Here is a 20,724-nt window from a genome sequence, read left to right on the forward strand (position 1 = left end):
TGTCACTCATTACTGAAAAGAATATCGGAGCCAACTGCCGTCTCCACGGACTTCTTTACATTTTCGATACCTGCACCTGTATTTCCGGAAATTCCGGGAATCTGAATGATCGCAGGCATCAGCTCCTCACTGTATTTACTGATCTCTGCGGAAAGCTGGGCCGCCAGCTGTTCCGTAATATAAATAACCGCATATTCACCGGCCGCCAGACGGTTAAGCTTCTCTTTACCTTCTGCGGGATCCTCCACCGGAAAAGTATCAAGGCCAAGAGCCGCAAACCCGTAAATGCTGTTATAATCACCTAAAACTGCGATCTTATACATACATTTCCCTTGCCCTTTCCCGGATAAACTCTTCCGGAAGGCCGCTGCGCTTTCCGGTGAGAATGATCCGCACCGTCTTGATCTCATTTTCACGGGCAAGCACATAGGCTACCAGCGGTCCCAGTGAAAATGAATTATACAGCTGAGGGCGGATGGTCTCCATGATCTGGTTATCACACCATCTCTCAAAAGCGGAAGCTGATTCCGCCAGTGCCAGAGCTCCGTCCCCATATTTCGTTTCTGCCAGATAACCCATGATCTGATCCATTCCGCTTACTGCCGCGTGGATCAGTCTTTCCTTATCCAGTGTGTCACATTCTGCCATGGCTTTTTTCATAAAGTCCGAACTTTTTCCTGTTTTGCAGGCACGGACTGCGATCCGGATATCTGCTACCGCTACCGTGGATTCCGCATACTGCCGGACGATCTCCTCTTTTGACCGTTCTCCGGCTTTTTTTATGGCATCCAGTGCTGCCCTGTCTACGATAATATCCGCAAGCTGTCCGTCGCTTGTGTGCAAAAAGGTCTCATAGGCTTCTCTTGCCGCTTCCCGCATATCCTCAGGAAAACGATCATATTCCTTATCCTTCAGGAATTTCACCATATCCTCTCCGTCAATGGAACAGTCACTGAAAAAAATATTCGGCGCTGCCCCTTGCAGGATGCTTGCCTTCACAGCCGCTTTCAGATTATGGAAAAGATCCTGATAAGAAAGAACAGAAAACACAGATCGGTCCGCTACCAGCGAATCCATGATCTCCCAGATCTTTTCTCTCTCCCGGGAAAGAATGGCATCCGCACCGGCTGCAGGATCACCGTTTCCCCAGCCCTTCTCTGTAAGGATCTGAAGGCACTGCTGCTCATCCTGACATGCCAGAAGCTGCTCGATCGCTGCCTGATTCAGAAGTCCGGTCTCCAGAACACGTATCCGCGCCACCGCATAGGCATAATCTTCACCAAACATCATTCACGCCCTCCTTTTTGCGATGGTGTTTTACGCAAACAAAATCTTTCTTACCTGATCCAGAAGCTCATCCCGCTTCTCTGCGAACATGGCATCAATGGAACAGTTTTCCTCAATGCCGCCGTATATCAGGATAAAACCTCCGTCTATGTTTCGGGTTTCACCGGAAATTTCCAGCACACCACCCTTTTTCTGTGCCAGGCTCTTTATTTCCTCACGGAAACCTGCCGGCATACGTTCCAGATCCTTTTTTGAAAAACAGATCTCTCCTTCTCTTGGAAGAAGATATTTCTCAGCCATATTCTTAAGGATCCCAAAATATTTTTCTTCATCCAGATTCTTCACACGGTCACAGGCATCTGCGATCACATTTCCGATCAGCTCCTGCTTGGCTGCAAGAACTGCGGTACGCTTCTTCATATCTGCAGCGGAAGCTGTCCGCTCTTCATAGCTTTTCACCTTTGCCCTGGACTGTTCTTCTCTCTGCTGCCGGATCTTATCTGCCTTTTCTCCGGCTTCCCTGAGGATCTCTGCGGCTTTTTTCTCCGCATCACTGATCGTAACGGCTGCAGAAGCATCGGCCTCTTCAAGAATCTGGCTTACCATCTTCTCTAATCCTGTCATGCTCTGCCCCTCCTGATGAATCAAACCTGAATTCCGCTGACTGCAAGAATGGAGATCAGAAGAGCCAGAATCGCATATGTCTCAACCATTGCAGGGAAAAGCATGGCTTTACCGAACTGCTCCGGTTTCTTGGCTACGATACCGATGGAAGCTACGGAAGTTTTTCCCTGATGGATCGCAGAAAGAAGACCTGCGATAGCAATCGGAAGACAAGCCACAAAGATCATAAGACCGGTTTCCAGGGAAATATCAGCAACACCGCCGCCCAGGATACCAACCTTGGAAAGTGCAAGGAATGCTACCAGCAGTCCGTAAATACCCTGCGTACCGGGAAGAAGCTGAAGAAGCAGAACCTTGGCAAATTTGTCCGGGTCTTCTGTTACAACGCCTGCTGCTGCACGGCCGGCTGTACCAACACCGATGGCGGAACCTATACCTGCAAGAGCTACGGAAATTGCTGCTCCCAATAATGCCCAAACGATACCACTCATAATATTAATCCTCCTTAATATCTACATATTTTGTATTTTCGCGGAATGGGTGGAACTCTTTTCCTCCGCCCTCAAAGAATTTGCCGAAAAACTCTACGTACTGTAATCGGCAGGTGTGCACGTATGCACCCAGAAGATTGATCAGAAGGTTAAAGATATGACCAATCACAAATACAAGAATAAATACGATCCATCCCAGAATACTGTCTCCCAGCATACTTCCCATCTGGTTCATAACCGATGCGATAACTCCGGTGGCAAGTCCCAGGGCCAGAAGTCTGGAATAGGAAAGGATATCACTGACCCATCCCGTGATATTGTAAAGATCATAGGCTCCAAGCGCCAGCCTCAGGAACGGATTCTTCTTATCTCTTCCTGACATGAAGAGAATTCCCACCGCACCGATGATCGCCATCCATTTTCCGACCTGTATCACTGCCGGTGAAAGGTTCAGATCCATCTGAGAAATAGAACGGAACATGCTGCTTGGGATAAAGATCAGGATCAGTCCCATAAGAAGCAGGAACCAGAGTACTACGTCACAGAAAAAGTCGAGATATTTTCTGTCACGTAACAGCATGTAGCCCTTAAGACCCATTCCCAGAAACATATGGATCAGACCAAACAGCATGGAGAACACCAGAAGTCTCATTGGCTCATTTAACGGTGCAAACCATACCGGCTTCACCGTGACCGGCCTGTGCAGATATACCTTCGAAAATACATCGATAAAATCTCCGAAATATCCGCCAAACATCACGCCCCAGAACAAAGTGGACAATCCACAGTACATAAAAAGCCGGATGGATTTCTGCATTCCGCTCTCCATCCTGGGGAACTTCAGAAGTACTCCCAGACAGACTGCAAAGACGATCAGTCCATATGCTGCGTCTGACAGCATCAGTCCGAAAAGAAATACATAGCAGGCTGTCATGATCATGGAAGGATCGATCTCTCCCTTTCCGGGAAGACCAAATGCTGCCAGAACTCCCTCTCCTGCTGCTCCGAATTTACCGTTCTGAAGGGCAACCGGAACATTTTCTCCCTCAGCATCTTCTGCTTCAAAAACAATATCGTACTTCTCCGTAAGCCGTTTCTCCATTGCAGAAACCTGTTTCTTCGGAAGATATCCTGTCACAAAAAAAGTGCTCTCCGACTGGCGGAGCTGTCCTAATACCTCATATTTCTGTGCACGGATCCGGAAATAATCGGACAAAATCTGAAGAGAGCTCTTCCTGTCGTGAAGAGCGCGTATCTGTTCCCGAATCTGTTCGGACTCTTCCTGAATGCGTACCACTTCATTTTTAAGGTTCTCCAGCTCCTGTGCCGGAACCTCTGATACCAGCTGTGCCGGTCTTGCAAACCCCTGCATCCGAAGCGCTTCTTCCAGTTCCTGTGCCTGTGCTTTCAGGCAGACAACCACCAGGCTCAGCTTACCGGCATCATTTGAGATTTCCCGGATGTCAAAGGCTTCAAGCTGTGGTGCATCCGCTGCCAGCTGACTGTATACCTGATCCAGAGTTATATTTCCGTCAATACTTCCCACAAGTACCGCTGCTTTCGCTGTACCACTGAAGTTCATCGGAATATCCAGCTTCAGCCATGGAGCAAGAGCTGCTTCCTGCTGCTCGAGCTTAACTGCCGCCGCACTGTTCTCTGTAAGCTTCTTCCGGTATCCCTGGATTTCTCTGGCTGTTCTCAGGATCTCTTCCTGATCCCGGATAGCTTCTTCCTCCTGCTTCCTTCCGATCAGCGGTTTCCCTGCCAGGGATGCCAGCATGGATTGCTTTTCCTTCGAAAATTCATCCAGTATTTCGATTGCCTGATCACAAAGGGATGCGTTCTTCTCAAAGATCAGCCGGGCATTCATAGTATCCATCGTCTTAAGCTCCGAATCCAATTCCGCTGCATCGATCTCCAATACTCCAAGTGACTGCAGTTCTTCCAATATGGCCTTACGGTTCTTTTTCATTGCGCAGATACTGATTCGCTGCATCTGCAATACTGCCATTTTCGCACTCCCCCTCTCAGAACAAACTGTCCATTACTGTCTGGATCGCCTGCTCGTGCTTCGACTCCGCTTTCTTTTTCAAAGCTGCAAGCTCTTCCTCCGCCTGTCCAACGACAGTGTTCTCTGTACTGTGTGCACGTTCTTCGGCTGCTTTCATATCAGATGCCGCCTGTTCGCCGGCGGCTGTTTCCGCCTTTCTGATAATATTCTCTGCCTCTTTCTCAGCTTCGCTGATGATACTCTGTGCACGGACGGATGCATCCTTTATCTTCTGCTGTGCTTTTGCCTCCGCCTCTTTCACTGCCTTGATCGTTTCCTGGATCATCTGATCACCGCCTCTCTGCATATCCAAATTGTACCACAATTGTTTTGTTAAAACAATGTTTATTATGCAATTTAACGAGAAATATATTTGTTTTGTGTCAAAAAATCGTCAAATTCGTTATATTTTTGCCATTTTTTCGCACACTTTTTATTTGTTTATTCTATTCATATTTTTTATTTTTATTCAAAAAAAGCCATCAGTCCGATGAAAATGTTTTTTACATCTTCATCGGACTGATGGCTTTCAATTATGAACAGACGGTGAATGCGGACTAACCTATTCACCCGACCTACAGTGGCTATCTGTTCTATTTGTTAATTGTACAGGTAATTTGCAATGTCTTCGCTTTTGATATTCTCAGCATCGATCCATATCGGATCAAGTAAAACCTTCTTATCAATCTTTGTTTCCTTCTTCGGTGCAGTAGACTGAATAGCCGCCCACATGGTCTGATATCCCATCGCATAAGGATTCTGTGAAAGCACTCCCAGTTCTTCCCCTTTCTGGATCGCTTCCTGCTGTTTGCTGGTTGCATCTACGCCTACCATAGCAACTTTATTTTCTCCTGCGTCCTTATTTACCTCCAGAAACATTTCAGAAACCTCGGCATTGGTACAGAAAACACCATCCAGTGCCGGATATTTATCCAGAACTTCCTTCATGGCTTCCTTCATATCATCAACCTGGTCAGAATATACGGTTTCCACCACTTTAATATCCGTATAATTTGCAATATTATCCAGAAATCCCTTTACACGTTCCTGAGCGCTCTGTGTTTTCTCCTGTGCGGAAAAAACAGCCACATTTCCCATTTTTCCAATGGCGCTGCCAAGCTTATATGCTGCATATTTGCCGATCTGTGTATTGTCTGTTCCACGGAAAGCTCTGACCAGCTTTGTATCACTGACATTGGAATCAAATGCGACCACCGGAATTCCGTTCTCTTTCGCTGCTTCCAGCTGTGCCTGACAGGAATCCATATCTCCGGCAGAAAGACACACTACAGCTGGATTCTCAGCGATCACTGCATCAAGAGTATTGATCTGACTTTCTACGTCCTCTTCATCATCCGGACCCTCAAAGGTCATCGTGATCTGCTTGTCTTTTTTGAAACCATACGCTTCATTTACGTCCTTGACAGCAGCTTCCATTCCTTCTTTTACTTTATTCCAGAACTCGCCTTTTTTGCTTTTGCTGACAACAGCTATTCTGGCACCTTCTTCAATAGAAAGAGTGTCATCGATCTCAGGGATCAGCGGGCTTTTTTCTTCTTCCACTTCGGTTGCTTCAGGGGTTTCCTGGACATCTGCTACAATCGGTGCAACAAGCTTTTCTACTTCTTCTTTCTGACAGCCTGTCAGCAGGGTTGCCACAGCCAACAAGGCTGCTGACGCTACTGCAGCTCTTTTCATTGTAATCTCCTCTTCCTCGCTGGTTACTGTTCTCTATGTTCTTTATCGTCTGCCTTGTCCATCCACAGTAACTTATACTTTACAAAAATCTTACATTTGGTTACTTGCTTTTTACATTATACACTTTTTCGTATTTCCGTCCAGAGTTTTTACACTTTTTTTACAAAATCCAGAAACGCGCTTCCTTGTGGCTCTGTTTCAAACTTCATCATTTTTCCTGTTCTGGGGTGTTTGAATTCCAGACAACTGGAACAAAGTCCCAGTGATGTACCTTTTTCTCCCGAAGGATTATATTTCCGGTCTCCGAGAAGGGGCAGTCCCTCATGAGAAAGCTGCACACGAATCTGATGATGCCGACCTGTTTCCAGCCTGATCTTAAGAAGTGTCCGGGATTTTCCGTTTATCTCCTGCTGATCCAGAACTTTATAGTGAAGGATCGCTTTTTTTGCTCCCGGTGTATTGGCAGACACCACCTGAGACATGTTGGCTTTTCCATTTTTTTTCAGATAGTCTGTAAGAGTCCCTTCTGAGCTCTTTGCTTTTCCCTCTGTTACTGCCAGGTAATATTTTCCGGCGCCTCCTGCCATCATCTGTTTACTCAAATTTCCTGCTGCTTCGGATGTTTTCGCAAATACAAGAATGCCTTCTACCGGCTGATCAAGGCGATGTACTACTCCCAGATATGGGATCTTTCCCGGTGTTTTTTGTGCCAGATAATTTTTCAGGGCACTTTCCATATCCATTGTTCCTATTTTTGCTGCCTGCACCGGCATTCCTGCTGTTTTTCTGCACACAAGGATCTCTTTGTCTTCATATAAAATATTTTCTTCAATCTGATAATTCCACATATTTTCTCATCTTACTTCCTTTCTCACAGAAGTATAACTGATGATGTTTTTGATGGCAACTGATAAATATAACTGTTCGGAAAAATCTCTGATCGAAAATTTTGCTCTCTGCTCGGATCATATTATTTTATCCAGGACTTTTCGGAACGGTTATATACTTAATATATGCAATCTTATATACACAACGAGACGGTCATCACTTTTTTTACTTTTACAGTTTCCAAAAATGATGACCGTCTCAACACTCTTCGTTATTCAATTTTTCTTCCTCTTCGTTCTTTCGAATAAAGTTTTCTTGTTATACTTATTATACTTATCAATCGAAATCTTTGATTTTATATACTTTATAAAATAATTTCGATTCTCTTTATTCAATTTTGAAATTTTTCTTTTTCAGATTCTCTCTTCTTTTTTATTTCCTGCTCATAAACGACTGATATATGTAAGTATATCTCTTCGATTATTTAGAAAGTTTTATAGATCAGAAATCATTTTTTACGATGTTTGATTTTCTGTTTATCTGAAGAATTTCGGTGGTTATACTTTTTCCTGTTCACTAAACAATTCTGGACTTAACTTCTTAAATTCAAAACCATTTGTTATCTCTGTACTTTGCGATCTGCTGATTCAAATCGACCTATTGGGATTTTCTCCTCTGCAGTTCTTTAAAGTATCCTGGAAAAAAGTTCCTGCCCGATTCTTCTGTTTTTAATATCCTCTCAGATATTCTTCTGATGCAAAGCTTCAATCCATATCCTAATGGTTCTGATATGCATTTCAAAGTATCGTTCTCATCTTCACGTTTGTTCTTGGAATCTCTTCTTTCCAACGAACCGGTGAGTTGAGGGTTTTACTCTTTCGGGAAATATTTCTTTACATATTTCCTGAAATCTTTGTATCAGGTGTGTGACAGTTGTTCAATATGAGTTACCGATTCTATATTACCTGAAATACTGATTTCCTTTTGTTTCTGATTTCTTAAAATATAAGTAAGATTTAAGAGGATCTTATTTATATTTCATAAAAGAAACTTCTGTTTTCTTAAGGTGTATCATATGTGATCTGTATCAGGTCTTTCTTGCAGGAAATCCGGTTCCTGTCACTCTCATATTGATGATGGTGTTTGTTTATGTTCCCACTGGAATCACCTTTTCCTTTCTTCATCCTTCATGTGCATCTATGCTATGAATTGAATGATTTTCTTTTTTGTTTTTCTCTTGTTGTTTTTGATGGTCTTATAATAACATCGTTGCGGGTATTTGTCAATACATTTTTGTGTTTTTATGCTATTATTTTTATTTATTTGTTTTATTAGGTGTTTATATTTTATAATTTGTTTGTGTTTTTTATTATTTTCTGTTAATTTGTACTATTGTGAAGTTGTGAAGGTAGGGTATGTCGCGAACGGACGGCCGTGAAGGACGGGCGGGGCGGGTGAGGCTTCGGAGGTCTAGTGCTTCTAAGGCTGCAGGGATTCTGCTAAAACCGCTGAAAAAATCCCAGAACTCGCTTACGCTCAAACAGCTGGGATTTTTCCAGCAACGCAGCCTCCCCGCGGCCTAAGAAGTACTACGACTCCTGCAGAGTCACCCGCCCCGCCCGTCCTTCCCGCCCTGACTTTCGAACATGGAAAATTAGTTAGAAAAGTTTCTGTGTGACTGTATTGGCACTGCAAACATTGCAATGTTTGTACTTTACAATGTTTGCAGGGGATTGAGATAAACTTTATTCGAAAGAACGAAGAAGAAGAAAAATTAAATAACGAAGAGTGTTGAGACGGTCATCATTTATTGAGCTTTTCTTGATATTTTTACCGGGGCTGGGGTTTGTCTCTGGGAATGTCAGCGTGAGGTGTCCTGTGGGGAGCAGGGGCTTCGGAGTGAGCCTTTGGTCATACTTGGCGGCTGAGGTGACCTGTGGAAAGGTATTCTGCGGATACAGGCCGCAGAATAAGGCCCATCTGTCTGAGCCAGGTACGCATCAGCGTACATGGCGAGTTATGGGCCGGACTTTTCACAGGTTGCCTCAGACGCTTAGTATGACCAGGCGAAACGACAGCCTCTGCTCCCCACAGGACACCTCACGCGTCCGCATCGTCATAAGTATCCACAACCCTAAAAACTCCCCACAACCACACCTCTAAAAGTAAAAAAGCAGACCGGCGACCTCGATCAAAACGGTCACCAGTCTGCAAAACAACACGGAAATTCTTAAATTACTATATTCCGCTCTGCAGCATATTCATGAACACACTTCCATCACCTTCACGCTCTATATGTGTTCAATCCCTGCATCTATTTACGATTATAATTGATCAGACAACCCTTAAGGATGATCTCTCTCTCATCATCTGTCAGCTCACCCAGAGTTACATCGAACTCCTTCAAAGAATCACCTTCAACAGTATATCCCTTGATCACGTCTGCCTTTTCCTCAACTGCCTTACGGATTCCCGGGAAGAACAGGTAATCACCGTTCTTGAACGGAAGATCTCCGGACGGGATCAGGAATGGAAGCATACCCCAGTTGATCAGATTGGAACGATATCTCTTGGTTGCATACTCATTGGCAATGTTTGCCCAGCCGCCAAGTACCTTCTGGCAGGATGCAGCCTGCTCTCTGGCAGAGCCATCGCCCGGTTTCACTGCAAAGATGGTGCTTCCTACACCAAGGTTTGTCTTGTCAACATCCGGGTAGGATTTATGGATGGTTTCCATAACCGGTTTCAGTTCCGGAACAGCCTCTGCCGGGCAGTTACCTGCCTGGATCGCCTTCTGTGCTGCCTGGATCTCTTTTGCACGGCCAACATAAGCCGGATCCTTTCTGGACAGTGTGAACTCTGCAAGTCCAAGCGGATTGGAACGGTAGGAAGATGTCTCGCCAGACGGGATCAGCTCGTCAGTGGTAGTAACCGGATCGTGGATCTCGGAAACAACCTTCAGGATCAGGTTGTCTGCAAGTGCAGCCATCTCCGGCCAGTCTTTGATATTCGGTCCAAACTGGATCTCTACGCTTGGATCTGCCACGCCCTTGCTGTCAAATACACGGTTCTCGTAGATAGACTTATCGAAGTAGTATTTATGCTCGGAATAGCTTCCGTCAAACTCCTCTGCTGAGGTAAGGAATCCCTTGTTTGCTGCTGTAGCTGCAATGGAACGTGCATCCATAAGTGCAACCGAAGAGATCTGACCGTTCTGGATCTTGGAGCCTTCACGGTTCGGGAAGTTTCTGGTTGTATGACGGATACTGAATGCATTGTTTGCAGGTGTATCTCCGGCGCCGAAGCACGGTCCGCAGAATGCAGTTTTCACAACTGCGCCTGTTCCGATCAGTTCTGCAAGAACACCATTCTTAGCCAGTTCCATGTAGATTGGAGTACTTGCCGGATATACACTTAAGGTGAAGGCATCATGGCCGATATTTTTGCCCTTGAGGATATCTGCTGCAGCGCAGATATTCTCGAATCCACCGCCTGCACAGCCGGCGATGATTCCCTGCTCAACATAAAGCTTGCCATCAACTACCTTGTCTCTCAATGTGAACGGAATCTTTCCGTCAAGGCTTACCTGTGCTCTCTTCTCCACATCTGCAAGGATATCGTCAAGGTTTGCCTTCAGCTCATCGATGGTGTAGGTGTTACTTGGGTGGAACGGCATTGCGATCATTGGTTTGATCTCACTGAGGTCGATCTCTACACAGCCGTCATAGTATGCAACGTTGCCCGGTTTCAGTTCTTTGTAATCCTCCGGTCTTCCGTGGATCGCATAGAATTCCTCGATCTTCGCATCTGTCTGCCAGATGGAGGAAAGACATGTGGTTTCTGTTGTCATAACATCAACACCGATACGGAAATCTGCGCTTAAGCTGGCAACGCCTGGTCCAACGAACTCCATAACCTTATTCTTCACATAGCCGTTGGCAAAAACCTCGCCGATGATGGCAAGCGCAACATCCTGCGGTCCTACACCCGGACGTGGAGCACCTTTCAGATAAATAGCAACTACTCCTGGCATATTAATATCGTATGTCTGGCAGAGAAGCTGTTTTACAAGCTCCGGTCCGCCCTCTCCCATAGCCATGGTTCCAAGTGCTCCGTATCTTGTATGACTGTCGGAGCCGAGGATCATCTTTCCGCCGCCTGCAAGCATTTCTCTTGCAAACTGATGGATAACTGCCTGATGAGGCGGTACATAAACTCCGCCGTACTTTTTGGCACAGGTGAGACCAAACATGTGGTCATCTTCATTGATGGTTCCGCCTACTGCACAGAGGGAGTTATGGCAGTTGGTCAGTACATATGGTACCGGGAACTTCTCAAGTCCTGAAGCTCTTGCAGTCTGGATGATTCCCACAAATGTGATATCATGGGAAGTCAGTTTATCAAATTTGATCTGAAGTTTCTCCATGTTATCGGATTTATTATGAGCCTTGAGAATAGAATATGCGATGGTATTCTTAGCAGCCTCTTCTTTCGCTACAGGCAGATCAGCCTGGTTCTCGGGAATGATTTCCTGTCCGTTCTGAAGATAAACGCCGGTATCGTAAAGTTTCATTTCGGTTCCTCCAATCTGTAATGATTCTTTTTTTCATAATTTCGTTTATTATAGAGGATTTTTACACATTAGTCAATAAAAGTGAACACACCTGGTGCATTGTTTTGCGTACAAGCGTTATTGCCCTGTGCTTTACTTTCCCTGCAAAATCCGCTATACTGAAGATCATATCGAACGGATATTCATATTCTGCCGGCTGTGGCAGTTTCAATACGGAGGTACTGTTTATGTTTCGTTTATGGGGAAAAATATGGAAAGACAATCGCATGCTTCAGGACACCGTTGTCTGTGATGGCAGCGATGATACCAGAACCCACAAGATCTTTCACGGACTTGAGGAAATCTGTTATCAGATGGATCTGGGAAATCCTATTTGGCTGGATGCCACAGTGCGGGATTTCAAAAAGCATGATAAGGCCCGCTTTTATCAGGATAATTTCATTGAACATATTGAATTCGACTACCTGGAGATCCAGGTGATCGAGGAAGACTGAGTAACATATAAAAGGACGCAGGAAAGCCACGGATGCTTATCCTGCGTCCTCTTTTTTCAGAAATCCCCAATCTGGGAGGTATATTTCAGAAGATCATGCTTACTGCCTTTAATGAAGTTTATGCTCTCAGCCAGGAGAAAAACGTAACGCTCCGTATGGCAGCTTACATGGTTGCGATCAAGAGGATCACCACAGCCGGCAAGCTCCGTGGCGGCCCGATCTCCATGGGTTGATGCAGTATAGCTGATAAATTCCTTATCTTACACAACTGCATACATAAAAAACTCTCCGGCGGATACAGAGAATCGTATCTGCCGGAGAGTTTTTTTGCATCCGGTTCCCTTATTCCGGAATATCTTTGTGTACATTTCTGTATTTTCTCAAATATACCGGGATATGTTTTTACTCTGCATTCATAAATTCCCGTATGATCTCCCGCATGATCTCTTCCTCCTCCGGAGAAAGCATCTTGCTGAAGTGACTTCCGGTAGCAGCCGTCTGACGGATACTTCTGGTGATCTTATCTACGATTTCTTCCTGCAGAACAGGATCCGGCTTTTCTGCGACCGGTACTTCCTCCACCCAGGTACGGACCTGTTCCACATAATCTGCAAGAGTAGCCATCACAAGCTCTTCCTTATAAGAAAAGTCCAATGCCTGGCGAAGAAGAAGCAGTACTACCGGCACTGCCGCCCCTATATAAAGATAAAGCATAGACAATCCTTCCCTGTATCCCAGTCTGCTGTTGAGAAAAACAGACAGTCCCAGAAGAAATGTACAAAACAGTGACGGATACCATACAAATCGGTTCATCCGATGCCAGAGCCTGTCCCTTGACTTCCACAGGTTCAGCCATTTTTCTTTGAGATTCTGTAATCGCTGCGTATTTCGGATCATTCTTCGGTAGGTAAGGTTTGTTGCCAGCATCCCCAGACCGCCGATACATCCCATGGATGTCATGACGTAAAGCGGGATGTTCAGCTTCATGATCATCTCCAGCATAAGCCCTCCCTTTTTCACTGCCGCACAGTGCCTGAGCGTGCTTTTGTTCTTTAGCCGCACTGCTCATCGCCTTAGGAATATTATACTTCTATATAACTTAACTGGAAAGAATTTTCGTTCGTCAAATGCTGCCCCTGTTTTCGGTCTTTTTACATTTCCTGCAGTGCTTTGACTACATTTTCAAATTTCATGAAGTGAGAAGCCTTTACGAGGATGGTATCTCCAGGTTTCACATATGTGTTCAGGTTCTTAAGAAGGCTTTCCAGATCTTTTTCCCGGATGACTGTCAAGTCCGGATTGGTCTGAGATGCTTTTTCCGCGATATGGGCTGCAAGTGGTCCTACGCAGATGCATGCATCGATCCTGCACTGACCTGCATGAACGCCTACACCTTCATGAAGTGCAGCTTCATCCGTTCCAAGCTCACCCATATCGCCAAGGATGGCAACCTTTCTTCCAAGTCCGTCCTGAAGAACATCCAGGGACGCCTTCATGGACATGGGATTTGCGTTGTAGCAGTCATCTACGATCATGAATTTATCGGTCTCGATCATATTGAATCTTCCGCTGACCGGTTCCAGGCTTTCGATGCCATTTTTGATCTGCTCTGCATTCAGTCCGTAAAGTCTGCCCACAGCTGCTGCTGCCAGTGCATTGGATACCATATGACGTCCCGGTATTGGAATATCTACATGGAATATCTGGAACTCTCCGTTCTCTGCCATTTTTCCCTTCAGACAGATGTCACAGCTCATTCCCTTCAGGCCACGGCTTTCCACATTTTCACAGGTAACAGAAGCATTTTCTCCGTTTCCGAAAAATACCGGCTGCATACCGTTGTATTCCTTTACTGTGGAAAGCTTATCATCATCACCGTTAAGTACGATATTTCTCTTCACATACTGAAAAATCTCTGTTTTTGCCTTCAGGACGCCGTCTCTGTCCCCAAGGTTTTCCAGATGGCAGGTTCCGATGTTTGTGATCACGCAGGTGTCCGGTTTTGCGATCTTTGCAAGACGGGTCATCTCACCGAAATCACTGATTCCCATTTCCAGAACTGCGATCTCATCTTCATCACGAAGGCGGAATACTGTCAGTGGAAGTCCCAGCTCATTGTTGAAATTCCCCTGGGTTTTCAGTGTACGGTATTTTTCCTTCAGCACAGAGGCAATCACCTCTTTTGTGCTGGTCTTTCCAACGCTTCCTGTGATTCCCACAACCGGAATATCAAGCTGCTCCAGATAAAACTCCGCAATGTCTTTTACTGCCTGAAGGGAGGAGCCTACCTGGATATACGGATGATCCGCCCCTTCAAGAGTTCTCTCGGATAAGGTCGCGAGTGCACCTGCTTCCATTACCTGCGGGATAAAACGGTGAGCATCCACACGCTCTCCTACTACCGGTACAAAAAGGCCTCCTTTTTCCACCTTACGGCTGTCCGTTGTGATCGCAGTCACTTCCTCCTGAAGTTTTTCCTGCGGGCCGTGGTAAATACCATTGCAGACTTTTGTGATATTTTCCAATGTAAGATTTTTCATGAATAAAATCCTTTCTTTTGCCAGAAACTCCTCCTGTCAACAGGAGGAGTTACGGTCAGATATTTTATTTGCTGTATTTCTTAAAAGAAATGCGGATCAGTTCTTCACAGAGGTCCGGATAGTCGATTCCCAGGACCTTTGCTTCCTGAGGGATCAGACTGGTGGGTGTCATTCCCGGAAGTGTGTTTGCCTCCAGGCAGTACATATCACCATTTTCTTTCATCATGAAGTCAAAACGTGCATAGCCCTCAATGCAGAGAGCCTTTGCGCCAGCTTCCGCATAATGCTGCATCTTCTCAGTCAGTTCCGGTGAGATCTCAGCCGGACAGGTTTCTACTGTGGAGCCTGCCTGATATTTGTTCTTGTAATCATAAAAGCCCTGCTTCGGTGCGATCTCGATGATCGGATAAGCCTTTCCGTCTACAACTGCAACGGAAAACTCACGACCCCTGATATACTCTTCAACAACTACCTCATCTTCATAAGAATAAGCACCATCAATGGCATCCTCATATTCTTTCTGGTTGTTTACAATATAAACACCTACGCTGGAACCACCGCAGCATGTTTTTACAACAACAGGAAATTCCATACCAAGATCATGGATGTTTCTTGTACGGTTTTCTTTCAGCATGGAAACGCCCTTCGGTGTCGGTACCTGATCCATGAGAAAGATCTTCTTGGTGAGGCCCTTATCCATAGCAAGGGCACTGCTTAAATATCCGGTTCCTGTGTAACGGATCCCCAGAAGATCGAAGGTTGCCTGAACCTTTCCATCCTCTCCGTTGGAACCGTGAAGTCCCATAAATACAATGTCTGCTGCCTGACACAATTCCAGTACATTCGGTCCGAAAAAGCTTCTTCTTGTGCGTTTGATCTCTTCGATATCATCATCGAAGCTTCTCATATACTCTGCCGCAGAATCTACCTCATAATCTTTATCTCCAAAGGGCTCATCCCAGTCCACCGGCTCCAGTCCGCAGAAAATATCTACAAGAATGGCATTATGACCTTTTTTACGAAGTGCCTTGCAGACACCGGTTCCTGTTACGATGGAGATCTCTCTTTCTGTACTGGTTCCGCCTGCCAATACAACGATATTCATACTTTCATCTCCCTTGATGATCTTGTGTTTTCTTTTTTCGTATTCTTTTAATATTTCTTTTAATCTCTTATTCATAAACTACAATTGGTACTCCTACACTAATATTATTATAAATGATTGCCGCCTTATCCTTCGGGGTGTTTACACAGCCATGAGAACCATTTGTGATATAGAACTGCCCGCCATACTGTGAACGCCAGCTTGCGTCATGGATTCCGACTCCTCCGGAAAACGGCATCCAGTATGTAACCGGTGATGCATATCCAGGTCCCTTCAAAACTGCCGGTGAACGCATGGCATCCAGTGCAAAGCATCCTGTTGGTGTGGAATGGCCCTTTCGGACACAGCCGGTAACTACCGGTGTATCTACCAGAAGCTGTCCGTCTTTATAGAATACCATTCTCTGGTTGGTCAGGTCAATCTCTACATATGTATTTCCGATATCATTGGTATCTCTGCAAAGTCCGCTGTAAGCATACGCCGGCTGTCTCACTTCTGTAGTTCCTGCAAGAATGGCATTATAAAGCCATTCAGTCTCTGCGGTCTGATCGATAGCCCATCCGTAATCACCGCCTTTAATGGTTTTCTGGCGGCCATCGTAGGTGGTAAATGTCCTCGTGCAGCCAAAGGTATCATATTTATATCCCAGGCTGTTCACATAAGCTGCAACCTGATCTTTATTTACTATATAATCTCCGTTTGCGTCCCTGACCAGCCAATCTTTGATGGTATTTCGGTCAAGCTGTTCCGACCGGTCCGAAAAATCATAGGTGATCACGCAGCTGATAAGCTTGTTCATCTGGTCACAATCTTTTTTCAGAGCTTCATCGTCTTTATATATCGATGGTTTTTTGTAGCAGTTTTTCTTTTCCAGACTAACTGTTTTGTCTCCTGCGGAAACAGCTGCACGGATCACCTTCTGAACCTTTTTTGTATCCAGGGTCGTTCCTTCTTTTTCCGGCTGGATCTCGTAGGTTTCGCCATTATCCTTAATGCATGCGTCTGCAGGCTTTTCCATATTGTCCTTCTGCATGCATTTCAGATTCTTCACAGCCTCTGTCAGCTTGTTCTGATCTTCATAAGCAGTATCCGTTGCCAGTGTATATTTTTTCTTCTGATTAAAAGCAAGGAACCATTTGTACCGGGCCTGTTTCTTGATCAGCTTTTTGGCTCCGCCATCCGGCTTGTAGACCAGGCCGGCTTCTTTTGCGGTAATGCTCTCTTTTCCGTTATTTCTTGTATCAACGGTAAGAACATATGCCTGCACTTCCTTTGCAAGAAGCTTTTCTGTTTCATCTGCAGTTTTATAGGAGCAGTTAAAACCATTCACCTGAGATCCCGGCAAAAAATGATCTGTAAAATAGTGTACACCATATCCATAAGCCCCTGCTGTAAGGATCAGCAGGATCATGATCAGTGCAATGACCAACTTTTTGCCTGTTTTCATTTTTTCTTTTTCCTCATCCATGAGCTCTCTCCAATAGTTATGACTGCCCGGTATTACGCATGCTGAAATACCGGGCAGTCTGATGTGATCGATTTATTTCTCCAGAAGTTTTTCCACACTTACAAGCTTCACACAGAGAACAAATACCTCTGCTGCCTTGCCAAGCTCCTCAACGCTTGGGTAGCTTGGTGCAATACGGATATTGCTGTCTTTCGGGTCCTTTCCATATGGATAGGTTGCGCCTGCTCCAGTCATAACAACGCCTGCTTCTTTTGCTTTGGCAACGATGGCTTTCGCACAGCCTTCCATAGAATCAAAGGAAATGAAATATCCGCCGTGAGGTTTGGTCCACTCACCGATTCCAAGTCCGTTAAGCTCTTTATCCAGTGTTGCGAGAACAAGCTCGAATTTCGGACGAAGGATGTCTGCGTGTTTCTTCATATGCTCATGCAATCCGTTGATATCTTTGAAGAAACGAACGTGACGAAGCTGGTTCAGTTTGTCGTGTCCGATGGTCTGTACAGTCATGTATTTGCGGAAGTCATCCAGGTTCGCCTTGGATGCAGCAACTGCTGCGATACCGGAACCAGGGAAGCTTACCTTGGAGGTAGAAGTAAATTTATAAACAATGTCCGGATTTCCTGCTTTCGCACACTCATCAAGGATCTCAAGAAGGAAATCCTGATTGTCATCATAAAGATGATGGATGCTGTAAGCGTTATCCCAGTAAATACGGAAGTCCGGTGCAGCCGGCTTCAGATGCGCAAAACGCTTAACTGTTTCTTCGGAATAGGTGTAGCCCTGCGGATTGGAATATTTCGGAACACACCAGATTCCTTTTACTGCCGGATCTTCATTGACATATTTCTCAACCATGTCCATATCCGGGCCTTCCGGAGACATCGGAATGTTGATCATCTCAATGCCGAAAAATTCTGTGATACGAAAATGACGGTCGTATCCTGGTACAGGACAGAGGAATTTCACCTTGTCAAGCTTGCACCATGGTGTATTTCCCATTACTCCGTGGGAATAGGAACGTGCAATGGTATCGAACATTACGTTCAGACTGGAGTTACCATAGATGATGATGTTCTCTGGCTCTACCTCTGACATCTCACCGAGAAGTCTCTTGGCTTCCGGGATTCCGTCGATGACTCCATAGTTACGGCAATCCACACCGGTCTCACATTTCAGATCTGCATCCCCTGCAAGTACTTCCATCATTTTCATGGAAAGATCAAGCTGATCCGGTGCAGGTTTACCACGGGACATATCCAGTGCCAGACCTTCGGCTTTGATCTCGTCGAACTCACGGTCAAGTTCTTTCTTTAAATCGAGTAGCTCTTCCCTGCTCATCTCACAATATTTTTTCATAAGTTTGCTTCTCCTCTTTTTGTGCACAGTTTCATATCTGCGGTTGCTGTGTTTCTTCTGTTAACGATTTCTGTCTGTCAGGAATTCTCTGCAAAATCTCTTCCGCAAAAAACAGCCACAGTTTCACGGAAACGGGAAACCTCTGCCCCGGCAGAAAATCTCTGCGTACATTTTAGTATGTAAAAGCGCTGTTGTCAAATCTTTCGTGGAAAATCCTGCACTTCTCTTGCACAGCATTCATTTTTCCTCTATACTGGAAAAAACATTATTATGGCGTTTTTATGGATTCATGTCCCGATCATCCGGATCTGGTACAGCAATCTCCGGAAATGCTATATAAAAATGCTATATATATCTTATAAATTTACTATTATGAAAGAGGTATTGATCATCATGTGGATTGCAGATGGATGGAAAGAATATGAAGTTATTGATACATCAAAAGGAGAAAAGCTGGAGCGCTGGGGGGATTATCTTCTGGTTCGTCCGGACCCGCAGGTAATCTGGGATACTCCCCGCAAAAACCGTGGCTGGAAGCATATGAACGGACATTATCACAGAAGCAGCCGTGGCGGCGGTGAGTGGGAGTTCTTTGATCTGCCTCATCAGTGGGAGCTTCATTACAAGGACCTTACTTTTAATCTGAAGCCTTTCAGCTTCAAGCATACAGGACTTTTCCCGGAGCAGGCTGTGAACTGGGACTGGTTCGGTGAAAAGATCCGCAATGCGGGACGCCCGATCAAGGTCTTAAATCTTTTTGCCTATACCGGCGGTGCTACTCTGGCTGCAGCCGCAGCCGGCGCTTCCGTTACTCACGTGGACGCTTCCAAGGGTATGGTGAACTGGGCAAAAGAGAATGCTGCTGCTTCCGGACTTTCCGGTGCGCCGATCCGCTGGCTTGTGGATGACTGCGTGAAGTTCGTAGAGCGTGAGATCCGCAGAGGAAATCATTATGATGCGATCATTATGGACCCGCCTTCTTACGGCCGCGGACCTAAGGGCGAGATCTGGAAGATCGAGGATGCGATCCATCCGCTGATCAAGCTTTGTACGAAGATCCTCAGTGATGATCCGCTGTTTTTCCTGGTAAATTCCTATACTACAGGTCTTGCACCGGCTGTTCTGACTTATATGCTTGCTACAGAGCTGAAGCCCTGGAAGGGTAATGTAGAGTCACAGGAGATCGGACTTCCTGTAACAGAAAGTGGTCTGGTGCTTCCTTGCGGAGCATCCGGACGGTGGAGCTCCTCCCGGTAGGATAGGGATGTTGTGGCATCCTTATTAGCTGGCACTTTTTTCTGCTGTTGCAAACTGCTGTAAATGAAGATTTTTCCTTTCAGGGGGACACTTTGGCGTGGGCAGGGTTGCGAGAAGGGGAAGCACTCGGAGTTAGCGAAGGCCGTCTCCCCTTCTCGCGCTCTTCCCCTCCTGGCCACGCCGTTGTTCGACGTTTTGGGATGTGATTCTGTATTGGCAGGATGATGGATTCTACTGTGTTGGATGTGACGCATTGTGCCGATTTTTATCCTTACTATTCACTGGTAATATCCCGCGAGGTGTTTTTTGTGAGCGAAGGTCACAGAAAGCCCGAGACATACCACGCGAATTTATACGATCAGTATAAATTCTGTGCATCACAAAGCGTATTACTGAAAACGGAGTGAACAGTAACTTTTTATCAGGTATCTTTTTGTATTTTCTGATTATTTGTATTGAAACGCTTTTTTGATAGGTCTATAATATAGAAAAAAGGAGCGTGATCTTTATGAGTACGGAAACTACGAAGGATACTCTTCCTTTTACCTGCACGCCGGCTTATGACCGGGATGCCTGTAAGGGATGTGTCTGTTCTACTTGCTATGAGCAGGAATTTTGTGACCGGTGCAGCTCCTGTGTAGAGCAGGGACATCGGAAAGAACGATGCAATGCTTATGAGGGAGCCTACAATTACTAACAAAAAAGGATCTGAAAAAGGCAGAACTATTTGTAAAATCTCGCCTTTTACAGATCCTTTTTATTATTATCCACCATCCAACAGATCGGCACAGCCTCCCCTTCTCGACACCCCCGAATCCCGCACCCTGTCAGAACATTCACACCCACTACAACGCCGAACAGCGACGTGGCCAGGAGGGGAAGAGCGCGAGAAGGGCAGACGGCCCAATGCCATTTAGATAGAACATTTTGTAGATGATTCTTTATGTTACATT

The 20,724-nt window shown here is 45.4% G+C and carries 18 protein-coding genes; 4 read left to right on the forward strand and 14 right to left on the reverse strand.

Going from position 1 to position 20,724, the window contains the following annotated elements:
• Positions 1-2 precede the first annotated feature (2 nt).
• The 9 genes from NE671_RS13540 to NE671_RS13580 form a co-directional block, all read right to left on the reverse strand.
• Positions 3-323, reverse strand: a complete 321-nt coding sequence (locus NE671_RS13540) for a V-type ATP synthase subunit F (RefSeq protein WP_021652678.1) — start codon at positions 321-323, stop codon at positions 3-5.
• Positions 316-1,287 carry a V0D/AC39 family V-type ATPase subunit gene (locus tag NE671_RS13545; RefSeq protein ID WP_173740538.1) on the reverse strand — a complete coding sequence of 324 codons (972 nt, stop codon included), beginning with the start codon at positions 1,285-1,287 and terminating at the stop codon, positions 316-318. The genes NE671_RS13540 and NE671_RS13545 overlap by 8 nt, the downstream gene beginning before the upstream one ends.
• Positions 1,288-1,317: 30 nt before the next feature.
• Positions 1,318-1,911 carry a V-type ATP synthase subunit E gene (locus NE671_RS13550; protein WP_015526258.1) on the reverse strand — a complete coding sequence of 198 codons (594 nt, stop codon included), beginning with the start codon at positions 1,909-1,911 and terminating at the stop codon, positions 1,318-1,320.
• Positions 1,912-1,931: 20 nt separating this feature from the next.
• A complete protein-coding gene (locus NE671_RS13555; protein WP_015526259.1) occupies positions 1,932-2,402 on the reverse strand; it encodes a V-type ATP synthase subunit K in 471 nt (156 codons plus the stop codon).
• Between the two features lie 4 nt (positions 2,403-2,406).
• Positions 2,407-4,413, reverse strand: coding sequence for a V-type ATP synthase subunit I (locus NE671_RS13560; protein WP_173740521.1), 2,007 nt, complete (start codon positions 4,411-4,413; stop codon positions 2,407-2,409).
• 16 nt (positions 4,414-4,429) lie between these two features.
• Positions 4,430-4,738: a V-type ATPase subunit subunit G family protein gene (locus NE671_RS13565; protein ID WP_022427344.1), complete on the reverse strand. Its 309-nt coding sequence runs from the start codon at positions 4,736-4,738 to the stop codon at positions 4,430-4,432.
• A gap of 314 nt (positions 4,739-5,052) precedes the next feature.
• Positions 5,053-6,150 (reverse strand): substrate-binding domain-containing protein, encoded by a 1,098-nt coding sequence (locus NE671_RS13570; protein ID WP_173740520.1) that lies wholly within the window; start codon positions 6,148-6,150, stop codon positions 5,053-5,055.
• Between the two features lie 149 nt (positions 6,151-6,299).
• A complete protein-coding gene (locus tag NE671_RS13575; RefSeq protein WP_092069748.1) occupies positions 6,300-6,998 on the reverse strand; it encodes an RluA family pseudouridine synthase in 699 nt (232 codons plus the stop codon).
• Positions 6,999-9,292: 2,294 nt separating this feature from the next.
• The gene (locus NE671_RS13580; RefSeq protein WP_022427347.1) at positions 9,293-11,551 is read right to left on the reverse strand and encodes a hydratase; all 2,259 of its coding nucleotides are present in this window, start codon (positions 11,549-11,551) and stop codon (positions 9,293-9,295) included.
• Between the two features lie 227 nt (positions 11,552-11,778).
• Here NE671_RS13580 and NE671_RS13585 point away from each other — a divergent pair, with 227 nt between their 5' ends.
• Together NE671_RS13585 and NE671_RS13590 are read left to right on the forward strand one after the other, a co-directional pair.
• A complete protein-coding gene (locus NE671_RS13585) occupies positions 11,779-12,045 on the forward strand; it encodes a hypothetical protein (protein WP_173740519.1) in 267 nt (88 codons plus the stop codon).
• Between the two features lie 32 nt (positions 12,046-12,077).
• Positions 12,078-12,278, forward strand: coding sequence for a hypothetical protein (locus tag NE671_RS13590; RefSeq protein WP_110103583.1), 201 nt, complete (start codon positions 12,078-12,080; stop codon positions 12,276-12,278).
• A 169-nt stretch (positions 12,279-12,447) separates the two neighbouring features.
• On the opposite strand, the gene NE671_RS13595 is transcribed toward NE671_RS13590, so the two are convergent.
• From NE671_RS13595 to NE671_RS13615, 5 genes are all read right to left on the reverse strand, one after another.
• A complete protein-coding gene (locus NE671_RS13595) occupies positions 12,448-13,047 on the reverse strand; it encodes a hypothetical protein (protein WP_059086678.1) in 600 nt (199 codons plus the stop codon).
• A 149-nt stretch (positions 13,048-13,196) separates the two neighbouring features.
• Positions 13,197-14,585 (reverse strand): UDP-N-acetylmuramoyl-tripeptide--D-alanyl-D-alanine ligase, encoded by a 1,389-nt coding sequence (locus tag NE671_RS13600; RefSeq protein ID WP_173740518.1) that lies wholly within the window; start codon positions 14,583-14,585, stop codon positions 13,197-13,199.
• Positions 14,586-14,649: 64 nt separating this feature from the next.
• Positions 14,650-15,690, reverse strand: coding sequence for a D-alanine--D-alanine ligase family protein (locus NE671_RS13605; RefSeq protein ID WP_173740537.1), 1,041 nt, complete (start codon positions 15,688-15,690; stop codon positions 14,650-14,652).
• A gap of 67 nt (positions 15,691-15,757) precedes the next feature.
• Entirely contained in the window at positions 15,758-17,158 is a 1,401-nt protein-coding gene (locus NE671_RS13610) for a L,D-transpeptidase family protein (RefSeq protein WP_173740517.1), read from the reverse strand.
• Positions 17,159-17,230: 72 nt separating this feature from the next.
• The gene (locus NE671_RS13615) at positions 17,231-18,514 is read right to left on the reverse strand and encodes a hypothetical protein (protein WP_021651427.1); all 1,284 of its coding nucleotides are present in this window, start codon (positions 18,512-18,514) and stop codon (positions 17,231-17,233) included.
• A gap of 393 nt (positions 18,515-18,907) precedes the next feature.
• Here NE671_RS13615 and NE671_RS13620 point away from each other — a divergent pair, with 393 nt between their 5' ends.
• Both NE671_RS13620 and NE671_RS13625 read left to right on the forward strand, forming a co-directional pair.
• Positions 18,908-19,771, forward strand: coding sequence for a class I SAM-dependent methyltransferase (locus tag NE671_RS13620; RefSeq protein ID WP_092069884.1), 864 nt, complete (start codon positions 18,908-18,910; stop codon positions 19,769-19,771).
• A gap of 508 nt (positions 19,772-20,279) precedes the next feature.
• Positions 20,280-20,468 (forward strand): hypothetical protein, encoded by a 189-nt coding sequence (locus NE671_RS13625; protein ID WP_015526276.1) that lies wholly within the window; start codon positions 20,280-20,282, stop codon positions 20,466-20,468.
• The last annotated feature ends 256 nt before the right edge of the window (positions 20,469-20,724 follow it).

This window comes from Blautia sp. DFI.9.10 (genome assembly GCF_024461705.1).
GTDB lineage: Bacteria > Bacillota > Clostridia > Lachnospirales > Lachnospiraceae > Blautia_A > Blautia_A fusiformis.